Annotated in this window: 16 protein-coding genes; 7 read left to right on the top strand and 9 right to left on the bottom strand. The window is 67.5% G+C overall.

Going from position 1 to position 13,600, the window contains the following annotated elements; translation table 11 throughout:
• The first annotated feature begins 48 nt into the window (after positions 1-48).
• Both AC07NN_RS21450 and hisN read left to right on the top strand, forming a co-directional pair.
• Positions 49-444 (top strand): helix-turn-helix domain-containing protein, encoded by a 396-nt coding sequence (locus AC07NN_RS21450; RefSeq protein ID WP_494645932.1) that lies wholly within the window; start codon positions 49-51, stop codon positions 442-444.
• A gap of 42 nt (positions 445-486) precedes the next feature.
• Positions 487-1,338, top strand: a complete 852-nt coding sequence (gene hisN / locus AC07NN_RS21445; RefSeq protein ID WP_494645596.1) for a histidinol-phosphatase — start codon at positions 487-489, stop codon at positions 1,336-1,338.
• On the opposite strand, the gene AC07NN_RS21440 is transcribed toward hisN, so the two are convergent.
• The 5 genes from AC07NN_RS21440 to AC07NN_RS21420 all read right to left on the bottom strand — a co-directional run bounded on the left by AC07NN_RS21440 (position 1,313) and on the right by AC07NN_RS21420 (position 5,136).
• Positions 1,313-2,293, bottom strand: coding sequence for an alpha/beta fold hydrolase (locus AC07NN_RS21440; RefSeq protein WP_494645594.1), 981 nt, complete (start codon positions 2,291-2,293; stop codon positions 1,313-1,315). The genes hisN and AC07NN_RS21440 overlap by 26 nt on opposite strands.
• Before the next feature lie 7 nt (positions 2,294-2,300).
• On the bottom strand, positions 2,301-2,609 hold the full coding sequence (locus AC07NN_RS21435; protein ID WP_494645593.1) for an SCP2 sterol-binding domain-containing protein: 309 nt from the start codon (positions 2,607-2,609) through the stop codon (positions 2,301-2,303).
• A gap of 88 nt (positions 2,610-2,697) precedes the next feature.
• On the bottom strand, positions 2,698-3,345 hold the full coding sequence (locus AC07NN_RS21430) for a DUF2987 domain-containing protein (RefSeq protein ID WP_494645591.1): 648 nt from the start codon (positions 3,343-3,345) through the stop codon (positions 2,698-2,700).
• Positions 3,342-4,238, bottom strand: coding sequence for a class I SAM-dependent methyltransferase (locus tag AC07NN_RS21425; protein WP_494645589.1), 897 nt, complete (start codon positions 4,236-4,238; stop codon positions 3,342-3,344). The genes AC07NN_RS21430 and AC07NN_RS21425 overlap by 4 nt, the downstream gene beginning before the upstream one ends.
• Positions 4,239-4,299: 61 nt before the next feature.
• Positions 4,300-5,136, bottom strand: coding sequence for a class I SAM-dependent methyltransferase (locus tag AC07NN_RS21420; RefSeq protein ID WP_494645587.1), 837 nt, complete (start codon positions 5,134-5,136; stop codon positions 4,300-4,302).
• A 234-nt stretch (positions 5,137-5,370) separates the two neighbouring features.
• Here AC07NN_RS21420 and AC07NN_RS21415 point away from each other — a divergent pair, with 234 nt between their 5' ends.
• Positions 5,371-5,829 carry an Hsp20 family protein gene (locus AC07NN_RS21415; RefSeq protein ID WP_494645585.1) on the top strand — a complete coding sequence of 153 codons (459 nt, stop codon included), beginning with the start codon at positions 5,371-5,373 and terminating at the stop codon, positions 5,827-5,829.
• Between the two features lie 154 nt (positions 5,830-5,983).
• On the opposite strand, the gene AC07NN_RS21410 is transcribed toward AC07NN_RS21415, so the two are convergent.
• The 3 genes from AC07NN_RS21410 to gpmA all read right to left on the bottom strand — a co-directional run bounded on the left by AC07NN_RS21410 (position 5,984) and on the right by gpmA (position 9,403).
• Positions 5,984-7,249, bottom strand: coding sequence for a pentapeptide repeat-containing protein (locus AC07NN_RS21410; protein WP_494645583.1), 1,266 nt, complete (start codon positions 7,247-7,249; stop codon positions 5,984-5,986).
• Between the two features lie 98 nt (positions 7,250-7,347).
• Positions 7,348-8,607, bottom strand: a complete 1,260-nt coding sequence (locus AC07NN_RS21405; RefSeq protein WP_494645581.1) for a pentapeptide repeat-containing protein — start codon at positions 8,605-8,607, stop codon at positions 7,348-7,350.
• Between the two features lie 82 nt (positions 8,608-8,689).
• A complete protein-coding gene (gpmA, locus tag AC07NN_RS21400) occupies positions 8,690-9,403 on the bottom strand; it encodes a 2,3-diphosphoglycerate-dependent phosphoglycerate mutase (RefSeq protein WP_494645580.1) in 714 nt (237 codons plus the stop codon).
• A 137-nt stretch (positions 9,404-9,540) separates the two neighbouring features.
• Between gpmA and AC07NN_RS21395 the strand changes: the two genes are divergently transcribed.
• The 3 genes from AC07NN_RS21395 to AC07NN_RS21385 all read left to right on the top strand — a co-directional run bounded on the left by AC07NN_RS21395 (position 9,541) and on the right by AC07NN_RS21385 (position 12,304).
• On the top strand, positions 9,541-9,753 hold the full coding sequence (locus AC07NN_RS21395) for a hypothetical protein (protein WP_494645930.1): 213 nt from the start codon (positions 9,541-9,543) through the stop codon (positions 9,751-9,753).
• Positions 9,753-10,709, top strand: coding sequence for a KpsF/GutQ family sugar-phosphate isomerase (locus AC07NN_RS21390; protein ID WP_494645578.1), 957 nt, complete (start codon positions 9,753-9,755; stop codon positions 10,707-10,709). Before AC07NN_RS21395 ends, AC07NN_RS21390 begins: the two co-directional genes overlap by 1 nt.
• 101 nt (positions 10,710-10,810) lie before the next feature.
• Positions 10,811-12,304 carry a phosphomannomutase/phosphoglucomutase gene (locus AC07NN_RS21385; RefSeq protein WP_494645576.1) on the top strand — a complete coding sequence of 498 codons (1,494 nt, stop codon included), beginning with the start codon at positions 10,811-10,813 and terminating at the stop codon, positions 12,302-12,304.
• A 50-nt stretch (positions 12,305-12,354) separates the two neighbouring features.
• Here the strand turns inward: AC07NN_RS21385 and AC07NN_RS21380 are convergent, their stop codons facing one another.
• Positions 12,355-13,035, bottom strand: coding sequence for an RDD family protein (locus AC07NN_RS21380; protein ID WP_494645574.1), 681 nt, complete (start codon positions 13,033-13,035; stop codon positions 12,355-12,357).
• Between the two features lie 120 nt (positions 13,036-13,155).
• Here AC07NN_RS21380 and AC07NN_RS21375 point away from each other — a divergent pair, with 120 nt between their 5' ends.
• On the top strand, positions 13,156-13,593 hold the full coding sequence (locus AC07NN_RS21375) for an acetyltransferase (protein ID WP_494645572.1): 438 nt from the start codon (positions 13,156-13,158) through the stop codon (positions 13,591-13,593).
• Positions 13,594-13,600: the final 7 nt, after the last annotated feature.

The raw sequence follows: 13,600 nt of genomic DNA, 5'->3' as shown, positions 1-13,600 counted from the left end.
AGGACAGGCCGTTCCGTTTCGGGACGGGTCGGTAATCAGTTAGGGGGCCTGGCTTCCATGGGCAACGATATCGATACGCATCTGGGCAAGCGTCTGCGCCGCCGCCGTCGTCTGCTGGGTCTGACCCAGCAACAACTGGCTGGCACGGTCGGCGTGCGCTTCCAGCAGATCCAGAAATACGAGTGCGGCGCCAACCGTATCTCGGCCGCCCGTCTGTGGCAGCTGTCCGAGGCGCTGGAAGTGCCGGTCGGCTACTTCTACGACGGCCTGTCGGACGCCCGTCGCGACGGCGCCGGCGAAGCGGCCGAGGGCGGCGAGATGTTCGCTCGCAAGGAGACGCTGGACCTGATCCGCGCCTACTACCTGCTGGGCGAGCGTCCGCGCCGTCGCCTGCTGGACCTGGCCAAGTCGCTGAATGGCGGCGCCGAGCACGCCGACGCCTAGTCTACTGTGGCGCGTTGTCGGCGGGGACGTTAAACCCGCCGCATGACGCTCTCCCCAGGCACACTTTCGGCTGACCGGCTCGCGGCGCTCGACGCCTTCATCATCGACCTGAACCGCGCGTCCGCGGGAGCGATCTTGCCGCTGTTCCGGGCCGACCACGGCCTGGAAGACAAGGGGGCTGGCAAGAACCTCCCGCGTGACACCCACGCGGCGTTCGACCCGGTGACCGAAGCCGACCGTGGCGCCGAGGCGGCGATCCGCAAGCTGATCAGCGAGCGGTATCCCGAGCACGGCGTCATCGGCGAAGAATATGGCGAGGACCGCCCGAACGCCGAGTTCGTCTGGGTCCTCGACCCGATCGACGGCACCCGCGCCTTCATCTCCGGCCTGCCCCTGTGGACCACCCTGATCGGCCTGCGCCATCAGGGCCGTCCCGTCCTGGGCTCCATCGGCCAGCCCTATATCGGCGAGTTGTTCGTCGGCCATGCCGGCGGCTCGCGCCTGCTCGCGCGCGGCCAGGAGAAGGCCATCAAGGTCCGCGAGTGCGCGAACCTGACCGACGCCATCATCGCCACCACCGATCCCGACGCCTGCTTCGACGGGGCCGAGCGCGGCGCCTGGCTACAGGTGCGCGCAGCCGCCAAGCTGGCCCGCCTGGGCTGCGACGCCTATGCCTACGCCATGGTCGCCATGGGCAAGATGGACATGGTCATCGAGGCCGGCCTGAAATCCTGGGATATCGAGGCCGCCATCCCGCTGATCGAAGGCGCCGGCGGCCTGGTCACCGACTGGCGCGGCCAACCTGTCGGCCAGAACGGCGGTCAGATGGTCATCTCCGGCGACCGTCGTCCGCTGGACGAGGCGCTCGTCAGTCTGAAGCGTTCGGCGAAATAAGCGGCTCTTTCGGCGCGACGGGATCGACCGTCTCGTCGAAGGCCTGCCAGAAGATCGCCCGGCGCGGGTCGGTCTCGATCAGGATCTCGTGGAACGCGCCCGGGACCTCGATGTAGCGGCCCTTCGGGATGCGACCGGCGATCGACTTCTGATCCGGATTGAGCACCCGATTGTCGAGTTCGGCGGCGGCGATGGTCACCGGGATCGAGATGGCCTCCACGCCCTTGCTCCGCCGCAGCCAGGCGCAGGCCGAGATGGCGAAGTCCGCCCAGCCCCAGGTCATGCCGCCGATCGCCAACTGAGGCTCGGCGCGTAGCTGGGCCTGGTAGCGATCGTAGCGTTTCTCGTCGTGGGTCAGGCCGTCGCCCTGGAAGGTCTGGGTCAGCGGGTCGTAGGCGGTCTGCACATACTCGCCGGCCAGGCCGACGCGCGCCATGGTCCAGGACAGCGGCTTGGCGAACCAGGGCGGCACACCGCCCGTGTTCAGCCCCAGCATCGGCGCGGACATCACCGCCGCCGAGAACCGTGTCTCGCCGTGGGCCAGGGCCAGCATGGTCAGGCAGCCGCCCATCGAGTGGGCCATGGCGATCCACGGCTTGGGCATGCGCGCCTCGAACGTGTCGAGCAGCGCCTTGTAGTCGGATAGGAAGGTCTGGAAGCCCTGGGCGTGGCCCTTGTGGCGGTCGGGAAGGCCTCGGGCCGACAGCCCCTGCCCTCGCCAGTCGTGCATCAGCACGGCGAAGTCGCGCGCGAGGAGGTCCTCGACGACTTCGAAATATTTCTCGATCGGCTCGCTGCGGCCGGGGCTGAGCACCACCGTCCCCCGGGCCGGGCCGTTCGGAAAAAAGGTCGCGGCGCGGAGGGTCGCCCCATCCGCGCCGCTAAACCATTCGGCCTTGCCTGAAGCGGGAACCGGAGCCTCGGGAATCGAGACCAGAAACGCCGGCTCCATCATCGTCGGCTTAGCGCATCTTGGCGAACAGAGCGCCCATCTTCGGCTGCAGGGCCATGGCGGCGCCCATGTCCGACAGCTTCAGCTTGCCGGTCATGACGGCCATGGTCGGGTCCAGCGAACCGGCGCCAATGGCCAGCAGGTCATCCAGGCTGAGCGTCATGGTCAGGTCAGCCGGAGCGTCTTCGTTGGTGACCGAGCCGCCATCGATGTGGATGACGCCGGCGTCCTTCAGGTCGAACTTGAGGCTCTTGCCGAGACCGCTGTCGTCGCCCACGGCGCCCTTGATGCGATCGGTGATTTCCTGAAGCGTGGCCATGAGCGCGATCTCCCTCTGCGCGTTGTCAGTTACGGATAGCTAGACCGGGCCGCTCGGTTAAGTAAACACCGTTCAGACGACCCAGGGTCTATTTCTTCCCGTCGTAGAAGCCGACCTTAGTTGGCGTATTTGTCAACTTTACCCGTACGGCGCCCTTGTGATCGGCGGGTCGGAAATATGGGGTGTCCTTGGTCTCGGGCAGCGGCGCGGCGTGGCCGTCGCCGAACACGATCGTCCCGCCGCCGGCCTTCGGGAAGGCGACGCCGGTCATCTTCGGGGCCATGAACGCCATGGGGCCAGCGGCCTTGCCGATGACCGTATTGGCTTCGTTGACGGTGGCGGTCAGCTCGCGCGCGTCATACTCGGCGCCGGGCTTGAGGTTGGTCTCGAAGTTCATCGACACGCCCATCTTGGCGTCCGGCGGCACGTCCAGGGCCAGATCCGGATCGCCGTCGAGCTGCGCGATCGTCGGCAAGCGCTCGAAACGACCCTCGCCATCGATAGGCAGTGGCGTGCGCTTGCCGCTCTTTTCGACCAGGAAGACCGCGAGGTTGGAGGCAGGCTTACCCTCGCGCTTCAGGCCGTAGGTCAGCTTGATCCGCGTGCGCTCCGCCGACGGCACCTTCAGGAACTTGTCCAGGTAGGGCAGCACTTTGCTGGCCGGCGCGATCTTCTCGGCCAGGGCCGGGGTGGCGGCTGTCGCCAGCGCCGCCGCCAGGATCAGCGCGGCCCTCATTTCGGCTTCACGAACTTGAGGGTCATGCGGTCGCTCTCCCCGATGGCGTCGTACTTGGCGTGGTCGAAGCCCGGTTCGGCCGGCTCGCCGCGCGGCGCCGACAGGCGCGTGGGCGGCAGGGTCCAGACGCCGAACGGATGGTCCTTGGTGTCCTTGGGATTGGCGTTGATCTCGCTGGTCCCGGCCAGCACGAAGCCGGCCTCCTTGGCCATCTGGATCACGTAGTCCTGCTGGACGTAGCCGTCGGCCGCCAGCACGTCCTGCACGCGACCGGGTTCGCCCCGGTGCTCCTCGACGCCCAGGATGCCGCCAGGCTTCAGGGCCGCCAAAGCGTCCTTGAAGGCCTTCTCGGCGACGCCGCCGGCCATCCAGTTGTGCAGGTTGCGCAGGAAGACGACGAGGTCGGCCGTCTCCGCCGGCGCCACCGGGCCGCTGGTCGGGCCGAACGCTGTGAAGGCCACATCGCCGTAGATCTTCTTCTTGTCGCCCAGCTTGCGCCGATAGGCCTCGACGATCTCCGCGGCGGCCGGATCCGACGGGTCGTTGGTTTCCAGCACGGCCTCGTAGAGCTTGCCGCGCGTATCGGCCAGGAACGGGCCCAGGATGTCGGTGTACCAGCCCGCGCCGGGCCAGAACTCGACGACGGTCTGGCCGGGCTTCAGCTCCCAGAACTTCAGGGTCTCGACGGGGTGACGCCAGATGTCGCGCGCGCGGTCGGCGGGCAGGCGCCAGTCGCCGGCCACGGCCGCCTCGATGGTGTTCGGGCCGACCTTCTTGGCCGCTTCGGCCTCGGCCTTGGCCGGATCGTTCTTCTTGCCGCAGGCGGTCAGTCCCAGCGCGCCGACGCTCGCCAGGACTCCTCGCCTCGACCACTGCAGACTGGAAGCCATCATTCCCCCGTAACGCGCCAGGCAGGCTGACCGCCGACCTTGACCAAAGTCGGGCGGGCCAGGATCAGGCGGGCTTGCGGAAGCGCAGGGTCATGCGATCGCTCTCGCCGATGGCGTCGTACTTGGTGCGATCGAAGCTGGGATTGGCCGGCTGGCCAGCCGGTGCCGAGCGCTTGGTCGGCGGCAGGGTCCAGACGCCGAAGGGGTGGTCCTTGGTGTCCTTGGGGTTGGCGTTGATCTCGGACTGGGCGTCCAGCTTGAAGCCGGCCTTCTCGGCCAGGGCGATCACCGTGGCGGTGTTCAGGTAGCCGTCGGCGTCCTTCTGGGCGCGCGGATCGGCGCGATGGTCCTCGATGGCCAACAGGCCGCCCGGCTTCAGCACGGCGAAGAAATCAGCGAACACCTTGTCGGCCATGCCCGGCGCGCCGGTCCAGTTGTGGACATTGCGGGCGGTCAGGACGAGGTCGACGGAGCCCGGCGCGCCCAGCGGGCCCGACTGACCGCCGAAGTTCACGTACTGCGGCTTGCCGTACTTGGTCGGATCGGCGAACCGGGCCTCGAAGTCGGCGCGGCCCTTCTTGGCGCCTTCCGAGATCTTCGGGTTCGAGAGGTCGGCGACGCCGGCGATGTAGGTGCCGCCAGTAGCCTTGGCGTAGGGCGCCAGGATCTCGGTCCAGTAGCCGCCGCCGGGCGAGATCTCGATGACGGTCTGCTTGGGCTTGAGCCCCCAGAACGACAGGCTCTCGACCGGATGGCGCGCGCCGTCGCGGGCGACGTCGCCGGCGGGACGCGTGGGCGAAGCGACGGCGGCCTTCAGGGCCGGATCGGTGGAGGCGAAGGCGGCGGTCGCGGAGAGGCTGACGGCGGCGGCGAGCAACAGGACGTGGCGGCGAAGCGGCATGGGAGACGTGTCCTTCGGCGTTACGGAGGTCGGGACCTTAGCCGTGGTCGCCGGTGCGTCAAACGATTCACGTTCGATGAGTTCGCAAGCCCTTGAACGCCGAAATCGGCTCACCAACTAGTTTCACGAAGGCGCTGGAAACCCGGGCCTTCCGGACCACCTGGCGATGCCGATTTCGGGTCACCGACGGGACGAACATTCAAAGACCTTGCTTGATGAGAAGGATCTAAATCTATGCGTACGATCGACCTTTCGCCCCTGTACCGCTCGCTCGTCGGCTTCGACCGCCTCGCCGACCAGCTGGACGCGGCCGCCCGCACCGAAGCGGCCTCGGGCTATCCCCCCTACAACATCGAACGCACTGGCGAGAACGACTACCGCATCGAGATCGCGGTGGCCGGCTTCAAGCCGGAAGAACTGACCGTTGAGGTGAAGGAAAACCTGCTGACCGTCACGGGCCGCAAGGCCGCCAACGACGGCGACGCCAAGCAGTACCTGCACCGCGGGCTCGCCGAGCGTAACTTCGAGCGCAAGTTCCAGCTGACCGACTACCTCGTGGTGGTCGACGCCGATCTGTCGAACGGTCTGCTGTCGATCGCGCTGAAGCGTGAACTGCCGGAAGCCCTGAAGCCGCGCACGGTCGAGATCAAGACCGTCGCCGCGCCGCTGATCGAAGGCGAAAAGGCCGCCTAACCCGCGACCTCGTTTCTGTAGTTCTCCCCCTCTGATCCCGACTTCGGCGGCGTCGCAAGACGCCGCCTTTTTCGTGTCCGCAGGCGCCCAAAACGCATCATCCCGCGACAAGCGCGGGACGATGTGAAGCCACAGGATGCGGAGGAAGGTTCGCCTAGCCCGGCGCGGAAAAATCCAGGCCCTGGACTTGATTCAGGTCGACGTTCCGGAAACTGGCCTTGGCCACGCGCGCGCCGGTGAAGTCCGCACCGCGCAGGTCGGCGCCGTCCAGCACCGCCTCGCTGAGATCGCAGACCTGACCCATGACGTAGCGCATGCGCGCCGAGGCCAGGTTGGTCGGGGTGAAGCGGCCCGGACCCAGCGGCAGCGGGGCCAGATAGGCCTGGCGCAGGTCCGCCTTGGTCAGGTTCGCGCCGGTCAGCTTGGCGCCGCGCAGGTCGGCCCCGCGCAGATTGGCCGCGCGCAGGTCGGCGTTCTGCAGGTTCGCGCCCTGCAACTGAGCGCCGGACAGGTCCAGACCCACCATGCAGGCGCCCTTGGCGCTCATGGCCGTCATGCGCAGGCCCTTCAGCTTGCCGCCGAGTGGACGCAGGTCCTCGCCGTCGAGACGGGCCGCCTGGCCCTCCTTGCCGCCGGTCTGGCACCAGCGCTGGTTGTCAACGCAGCGATTGTAGAGCTCTTCGGCCTTGGAGATCGCCTCGCGGGTCGAAGCGACGAGGGCCCCGGCCATGTGGGCGCCGCTGGTCCGAGCGGTCGAAGTGTCGACGCCGGCCATGACGGCGCCAGACAGGTTGGCGCCTTCCAGGTTCGCGCCCTTCACGTCGGCGCCGTCCAGGATGGCCCCGACCAGATTGGCTTCCTTGAGGTTGGCGCCCGACAGCTTGGCGCCGCGCAGCGAGCAGTCGCTGAAGTCGGCCTTGAACGCCGAGACGCCTTCGAACTGCGAGCCGTCCAGGGTGGCGCCCGAGAAGTTGACCTCGTCGACCTCGCCCTGGCGCGTCTCGTGGCGCAGGGTGTCGAGGCCCTTGCGGGGGTGCGGAATGGCGATCTGGCCTTCGCGGAAATCGGCCTGGGTCAGGTCGGCCTGGGCGAGGTTCGCGCCGCGCAGGCAGGCGCCGCGCAGGTCGGCGCGGACAAGGGAAGCCTGGCGCATGTCGCTCTTGCGCAGGTCGCAGCCGAACAGGCTGGCCCGGTCCAGCTTGGTGCGGACCATGCGACAGCCTTCCAGGATCGAGGCGGACAGGTCCGCGTCGGTCAAGTTTCGGAACGACAGATCTAGGCCCGACAGCTGCATGAAGCGTAGGGAAGCTCGCTTGCCCCCCTGCTTGCCGGTAACGAATTTCTCGTGCGCCGTTACGATCATGTCGAGCTCGGCTTGGCTTAGGCGGCGACGCCCAGCCACGCTTTGCGCGGCCTCCATAACGATTAGCTCCCGCTAGGTTCTTTCCTCAGATACGCGGACTGTAGCGACGAGGGACGAGCGAACCGTTAAGCCTGCGTCCGATTGTCGCGTTTTTCTCAAATGACGTCGTCGAGCCCTCGCGCGCCCAGACGGATAGCGCCGGTCAGTTCGACGTCCTTCAACTGCGCGCCCGTGAAATTGGCGCGCGACACGTCCGCCCCCGCCATCCGCGCCTGGCGGAGATCGGCGCGGGCGAGGTCGGCATTGGCCAGGATGGCGCCGGTCAGGTCGACCGGCAGCACCCGATCGGCGGCGATCAGCAGCGGACCCAACTGGGCGTCCCGCAGGTCCGAGCCCGTCAGCTTGGCGCCCTTCAGCCGGGCGCCGCGCAGGTCCGCGCGGCGAAGGTTGCAGGCCCGCAGGTCCGCCCCTTCCAGCTGGGCGCCCTGCATCTGCACGCCTTCCATGTCGAGGCCGTAGAAGACCGCGGCCTTGGCCGACAGAGCCGTCAGATTGTAGCCGCGGATCGACCGCAGGTTCCGCAGGTCCGCCTTGTCGAACACCGACGGCTTGCCCTGGGCGCCGCCGGTCTCGATCCATTTGGCGTGGTCGGCGATCATCTGCTCGTAGGGCATATCCGAAACGCTGGTGCCCGACGGCTTGTCGGTCAGGGCCCCGTCCAGATTGGTGTCGTTGATGTTCCACGACATGGTCTTGGCGCCGACCAGGACCGTGTTGCGCAGGTCGGCCCCGGCCAGGTTGGCGCCCGAAAGGTCGGCGCCGGCCAGGTTGGCCCCGTTGAAATTGGCTTGTTTCAGGTTGGCGCGGACCAGCTTGGCGTCCTTCAGGATCGCGTCGCTGAAGTCGGCCTTGGTCGCCACGATGCCCGACAGGCGCGAGCGCTCGAGGTTCGCGCCCGAGAGGTTCGCGCCGCTGGCGTAGGCCTCGCGCTGGGTCAGCTCGATGACCTTGTAGCCTTCCTTGCGGTCGGCGGCGGCGATCGTGCCTTCGCGCAGGTCGGCCTCGAACATGTCGGCGCCGGTCAGGTTCGCCCCGCGCAGGCTGGAGCCGCGCAGGTCGGCGCGGCGCAAGCTGGCGTCCGTCAGGTCCGCCCCTTGCATGTCGGCGCCGTAGCAGTTGGCGTTGTCCAGCTTGGTCTTGCGCAGATCGCAGGCGACCATGATCGCGCCGGTGAAGTCGGCGTCGCACAGGTTCCGGCCCGTCAGGGACAGGCCGGAAAGGTCGCAGAAGGCGAACACGGCGCGGGCCCCGCCCATGCGGGCCGACCACAGGCGATCGTGCTTGGCGCAGATGACGTCTACGTCATGCTGCGTCAAACGCTTGTAGTCCTGTGCTGTCGGTGTAGCGACGCTCATCGTGCGCGTGGAATCCCAATGGTTGGGATCACCATGCGCAGACCAAAATTAACGTCGTGTTTCCAACAGCTTCCGGTCGAGCTTAGGGAATCGACGGCAGCGCTTCGGCGCGGCTCGCGTCCAGATAGCGAACGCTGGTCGGTTTCAGCTGCTCGTCCAGCTCGATGACCAGCGGATTGCCCGTCGGGATCTCGACGCCGACGATCTTGTCGTCCGGCACGTTGAACAGGTGCTTGACGATGGCGCGCAGCGAATTGCCGTGCGCGGCGATCAGCAGGGTCTCGCCGGCTTTCAGATGCGGGGCGATGTCGCTTTCCCAGTAGGGCAGCACGCGGACCAGGGTCGTGGCCAGGCTCTCGGTCGACGGCAGGGTCGCGCCCTTGTAGCGGCGATCCTTGCTGAAGTCGTACTCGCCGCCCGGGGCCAGTTCGGGCGGCGGCACGTCGTACGAGCGGCGCCAGATCGTGACCTGGGCCTCGCCGTGCTTCTCGGCGGTCTCGGCCTTGTTCAGGCCCGTCAGGCCGCCGTAGTGGCGCTCGTTCAGGCGCCAGTCCTTGGTCACCGGCACGAAGCTCTGCTTGGCGGCGTCCAAAGCGAGGTTGCCCGTGCGGATGGCGCGGGTCTGGACCGAGGTGAAGGCGTGGTCGATCTGGATGCCGGCGTCCCTGATCAGCTCGCCGCCCTTGCGGGCCTGGGCCTCGCCCTCGGCGGTCAGGTCGACGTCGACCCAGCCCGTGAAGCGGTTTTCCAGGTTCCACTGGCTTTGGCCATGGCGGAGCAGGACGAGCGTCGGCATCGGGCTTCCTTCGTAGATCGGGGAATGTCAGGCGCGGGCTAAGGCCAGGAAGACGCAGCGTCAAGCCAGGAACCCTGAACGCCCCTCCCCCAAACGCTCACCCGTGCTATAGGCGGGCCATGCCTGATCGCATCTTCATGCCGCTCATGGGGCTGATCGCCCTGGCTCTGATCACCTTCTCCCTCGTCTGGCCGCAAGGCCAGGGCGACCGCTCCTGGGGTCCGTTCGGCCATGTGCCGGTGCAGCAGACCCCCGAGATGAAAGCCAAGATCCAGAAGGAAAAGGACGCCGCGCGCCGCCGCGACGAGACCGCCAAGAAGGCCGTCGAGGCCGCGAGCAAGATCCAATAATGAGCGCTTTCGACGCCGTCGCCGTCGGCCGCCGGGTGCTGAGCATCGAGGCCGACGCCCTGCGGACGATGTCCGACTCGCTGGGCGAGGCCTTCACCCGAGCCGTCGAGACGATGTTCGACGCCAAGGGGCGGATCGTCTGCACCGGCATGGGCAAGTCCGGCCACGTAGCGCGCAAGATCGCCGCCACCCTGGCCTCGACCGGGACCCAGGCCATGTTCGTGCATCCCGCCGAGGCCAGCCACGGCGACCTCGGCATGATCGGTCCCGACGACGTGGTGCTGGCCCTGTCGAAATCGGGCGCCGGGCGCGAGCTCTCCGACACCCTGGCCTACGCCAAGCGTTTCTCGATCCCGCTGATCGCCATGACCGCCGAGGCCGGCAGCCCGTTGGGCCAGGCCGGCGACATCCTGCTGTTGCTGCCCGACGCGCCCGAAGGCACGGCCGAGGTCAACGCCCCCACCACCTCGACCACGCTGCAGATCGCCCTGGGCGACGCCCTGGCCGTGGCCCTGCTGGAGCGTCGCGGCTTCACGGCCAGCGACTTCCGGGTCTTCCACCCGGGCGGCAAGCTGGGCGCCATGCTGCGCACGGTCGGCGACCTGATGCACGGCGATGCCGAACTGCCGCTGATCGGCGCCGAAGCCTCGATGTCCGACGCGCTTCTGGTGATGAGCGAGAAACGCTTCGGCGCCGTGGGCGTTGTCGACGGCGCGGGCCATCTGGCTGGTCTGATCACCGACGGGGACCTGCGCCGCCACATGGACGGACTGCTGACGCACACGGCCGGCGAGGTCATGACCCGCTCGCCCCTGACCATCGCCCCCGGCGCCCTGGCGGCCGAAGCGCTGAAGGTCATGAACGAGCGCCGGATCACCGTCCTTTTCGTCGTCGAGGCCAACCGGCCCGTCGGCGTCCTGCATGTCCACGACCTGCTGCGCGCGGGCGTGATCTAGGCTCGGCCCCGCACTTCCTCCGTATGCTGTCATGAAGCCGTGCTGGTCGTCTGCTCAAGAGACGGCTAAACCGGCTCCCCGAAACGTAAAGCGAGTTCTCGATGTTCTCCCCCCGCGCCGATCTCGTCCCCAACACCGCGGCCTACGAAAACGAAGCCCTGGTCAAGGCGACCGGCTTCCGCGAGTACGACGCGCGCTGGCTGTTCGGCCCCGAGATCAACCTGCTGGGCGTCCAGGCCCTGGGCCTGGGCCTGGGCACCTACATCCAGGAGCTGGGTCAGTCGAAGATCGTGGTCGGCCACGACTTCCGCTCGTACTCGACCTCAATCAAGAACGCCCTGATCCTGGGCCTGCTGAGCGCCGGTTGCGAAGTGCACGACATCGGCCTGGCCCTGTCGCCGACCGCCTATTTCGCCCAGTTCGACCTCGACATCCCCTGCGTGGCCATGGTCACCGCCAGCCACAACGAGAACGGCTGGACCGGCGTGAAGATGGGCGCTCAGAAGCCGCTGACCTTCGGCCCCGACGAGATGGGTCGCCTGAAAGAGATCGTGCTGGGCGCCCAGTTCGTCGAGCGTGACGGCGGCAAGCTGATCCGCGTCCAGGGCGAGGCCCAGCGCTACATCGACGACGTCGCCAAGCGCGCCAGCGTCAAGCGCCCGCTGAAGGTGGTCGCGGCCTGCGGCAACGGTACGGCCGGCGCCTTCGTGGTCGAGGCCCTGCAGAAGATGGGCGTCACGGACGTGGTGCCGATGGACACCGACCTGGACTTCAATTTCCCGAAATACAATCCGAACCCGGAAGACGTGGAGATGCTGCACGAGATGGCCCATGCCGTCCGTGAGCACGGCGCGGACCTGGCCTTCGGCTTCGACGGCGACGGCGACCGCTGCGGCGTGGTCGATGACGAGGGCGAGGAGATCTTCGCCGACAAGATCGGCCTGATGCTGGCTCGCGACCTGGCCCCGCTGCACCCCGGCGCGACCTTCGTGGTCGACGTGAAGTCCACGGGCCTCTACGCCACCGACCCGATCCTGGCGCAGCACGGCTGCAAGGTCGTCTACTGGAAGACCGGCCACAGCTACATCAAGCGCAAGAGCGCCGAACTGGGCGCCCTGGCCGGCTTCGAGAAGAGCGGCCACTTCTTCATGAACGGCGAGCTGGGCTATGGCTATGACTGCGGCCTGACCGCCGCCGCCGCCGTCCTGGCCATGCTGGACCGCAACCCCGGCAAGAAGCTCAGCGACCTGCGCAAGGCCTTGCCGGTGGCCTTCACCTCGCTGACCATGAGCCCGCACTGCGACGACGAGAAGAAGTACGGCGTCGTGGCGGAGGTGGTGAAGGAATACGAGGACCTGTTCGCCGCCGGCGGCTCGATCCTGGGCCGCAAGATCGTCGAAGTGATCACGGTCAACGGCGTGCGCGTCCACCTGGAAGACGGCTCGTGGGTCCTTGTCCGCGCCTCGTCGAACAAGCCCGAGGTGGTCGTGGTGGTCGAGAGCACCAGCTCCGAGGACGACATGCGCGCCCTGTTCCACCAGGAAGTGAAGCCGCGCCTGGGCGCCCGGGTCGGCAAGTACAATCAGGAGATCTGACCGGGCCTGGCGCCCGTCAGACCAAGGCCGGGGCGAAAGCTCCGGCCTTTTTATTGCGCCGGAACCTCCTGCGCCGAGATCTCAACAACGCTCTGGGCGTGAACGCCGACGGCCCGGCTCCACCAGAACTCGCGATCAGGCCGGGTAGCCGCGATGATCAGCGAGACCGGCCAGACGCAGACACCCAGGAAGCCGAGGAAACCCAACAGCAGGTAGTTCGGTCGCCTTCCCTCTATCGGCCTGACCCGATAGCCCAGCACGTACTGCCCCAAGGTCTGCCGCCCCAGCCTCGGCAGGACGCAGAAATAGGCGACGACGCCGACCACCCCGCCCAGCGCGAGGGGCGCCGCGAGCAGGTGATCGAACCACTCGGGGTCACTGATCTGGACGCCCCACTGGAATGATCCCGTCATCACGGCGGCATAGATCAGTACCGGCGTCGTGACGATGGGAATGATGATCGCCGTTGCCGTAAATACGTCGATCAGGAACGCGCCGAGGCGCGCCCGCAGCCACACCCGCAGGCCTGGAACGTCAGTTGAGGGGCGCGGGCGATGGGAGATCAACAGCAACAGGAAGCCGACAGCCACCACGATGCCGACGGGCGTCGTCTTGGCCACGATCACGCAGGCACCGTTCACACACTGGTCGGTCATGACGCTGGACGCCCCAAACATCATCGACACCAATACCAGTCCTATGACCGAGGCCAGAACCCAACTGCGCTTCATGCCATCTCTCCCCGACGGGCCAGAGGTCGAAGACTCGCACGGCAAAGTCAACCCTGGGACGTAAGGCCGCGATCTCCGCGCGGCTGGTGCGAAAACTGTGGCCACGCTAGACCTCGCCGGATGATCAAGCTTCGCCCCTCCCGCCCCGAAGACGGCGCCCGTGTCGTGGAAATCTGGGCCGCCGCTGTCGATGCGACCCACGACTTCCTGGCGCCCGAAGACCGCGCCGCGATCGGCCGCGAAGTCGAGGCCTTCCTGCCCTATGCAACCATGACCCTGGCCGTCGACGACCGTGACCGGGCCATCGGCTTCATGCTCATCGCCGACGGCCACATGGAGGCGCTGTTCATCGATCCCGAGCATCGCGGGGCCGGCGTCGGCGCGATCATGATCGACTACGCCCTGGCGGTGCATCCGACCTTGAGCACCGACGTCAACGAGCAGAACGCCCAGGCGGTCGGCTTCTACGAGCACATGGGCTTCGAGCGCACGGGCTGGTCGGCCACTGACGGCCAAGGTCGCCCCTATCCGCTGATCCATCTGCGCTTTGGCGTCTGAGGCGAAT

Source organism: Caulobacter sp. GW821-FHT09H08 (genome assembly GCF_059415885.1).
The sequence above is the reverse complement of the archived record's forward strand: the minus strand, read 5'-3'. Positions and strand labels throughout refer to the sequence as shown.

What these genes read in the sequence shown, in the direction of transcription:
- hisN (WP_494645596.1), top strand. Translation starts at nt 487, where the DNA reads ATGACGCTCTCCCCAGGCACACTTTCGGCTGACCGGCTCGCGGCGCTC.
- AC07NN_RS21440 (WP_494645594.1), bottom strand. Translation starts at nt 2,293, where the DNA reads ATGATGGAGCCGGCGTTTCTGGTCTCGATTCCCGAGGCTCCGGTTCCC.
- AC07NN_RS21435 (WP_494645593.1), bottom strand. Translation starts at nt 2,609, where the DNA reads ATGGCCACGCTTCAGGAAATCACCGATCGCATCAAGGGCGCCGTGGGC.
- AC07NN_RS21430 (WP_494645591.1), bottom strand. Translation starts at nt 3,345, where the DNA reads ATGAGGGCCGCGCTGATCCTGGCGGCGGCGCTGGCGACAGCCGCCACC.
- AC07NN_RS21425 (WP_494645589.1), bottom strand. Translation starts at nt 4,238, where the DNA reads ATGATGGCTTCCAGTCTGCAGTGGTCGAGGCGAGGAGTCCTGGCGAGC.
- AC07NN_RS21420 (WP_494645587.1), bottom strand. Translation starts at nt 5,136, where the DNA reads ATGCCGCTTCGCCGCCACGTCCTGTTGCTCGCCGCCGCCGTCAGCCTC.
- AC07NN_RS21415 (WP_494645585.1), top strand. Translation starts at nt 5,371, where the DNA reads ATGCGTACGATCGACCTTTCGCCCCTGTACCGCTCGCTCGTCGGCTTC.
- AC07NN_RS21410 (WP_494645583.1), bottom strand. Translation starts at nt 7,249, where the DNA reads ATGGAGGCCGCGCAAAGCGTGGCTGGGCGTCGCCGCCTAAGCCAAGCC.
- AC07NN_RS21405 (WP_494645581.1), bottom strand. Translation starts at nt 8,607, where the DNA reads ATGAGCGTCGCTACACCGACAGCACAGGACTACAAGCGTTTGACGCAG.
- gpmA (WP_494645580.1), bottom strand. Translation starts at nt 9,403, where the DNA reads ATGCCGACGCTCGTCCTGCTCCGCCATGGCCAAAGCCAGTGGAACCTG.
- AC07NN_RS21395 (WP_494645930.1), top strand. Translation starts at nt 9,541, where the DNA reads ATGCCGCTCATGGGGCTGATCGCCCTGGCTCTGATCACCTTCTCCCTC.
- AC07NN_RS21390 (WP_494645578.1), top strand. Translation starts at nt 9,753, where the DNA reads ATGAGCGCTTTCGACGCCGTCGCCGTCGGCCGCCGGGTGCTGAGCATC.
- AC07NN_RS21385 (WP_494645576.1), top strand. Translation starts at nt 10,811, where the DNA reads ATGTTCTCCCCCCGCGCCGATCTCGTCCCCAACACCGCGGCCTACGAA.
- AC07NN_RS21380 (WP_494645574.1), bottom strand. Translation starts at nt 13,035, where the DNA reads ATGAAGCGCAGTTGGGTTCTGGCCTCGGTCATAGGACTGGTATTGGTG.
- AC07NN_RS21375 (WP_494645572.1), top strand. Translation starts at nt 13,156, where the DNA reads ATGATCAAGCTTCGCCCCTCCCGCCCCGAAGACGGCGCCCGTGTCGTG.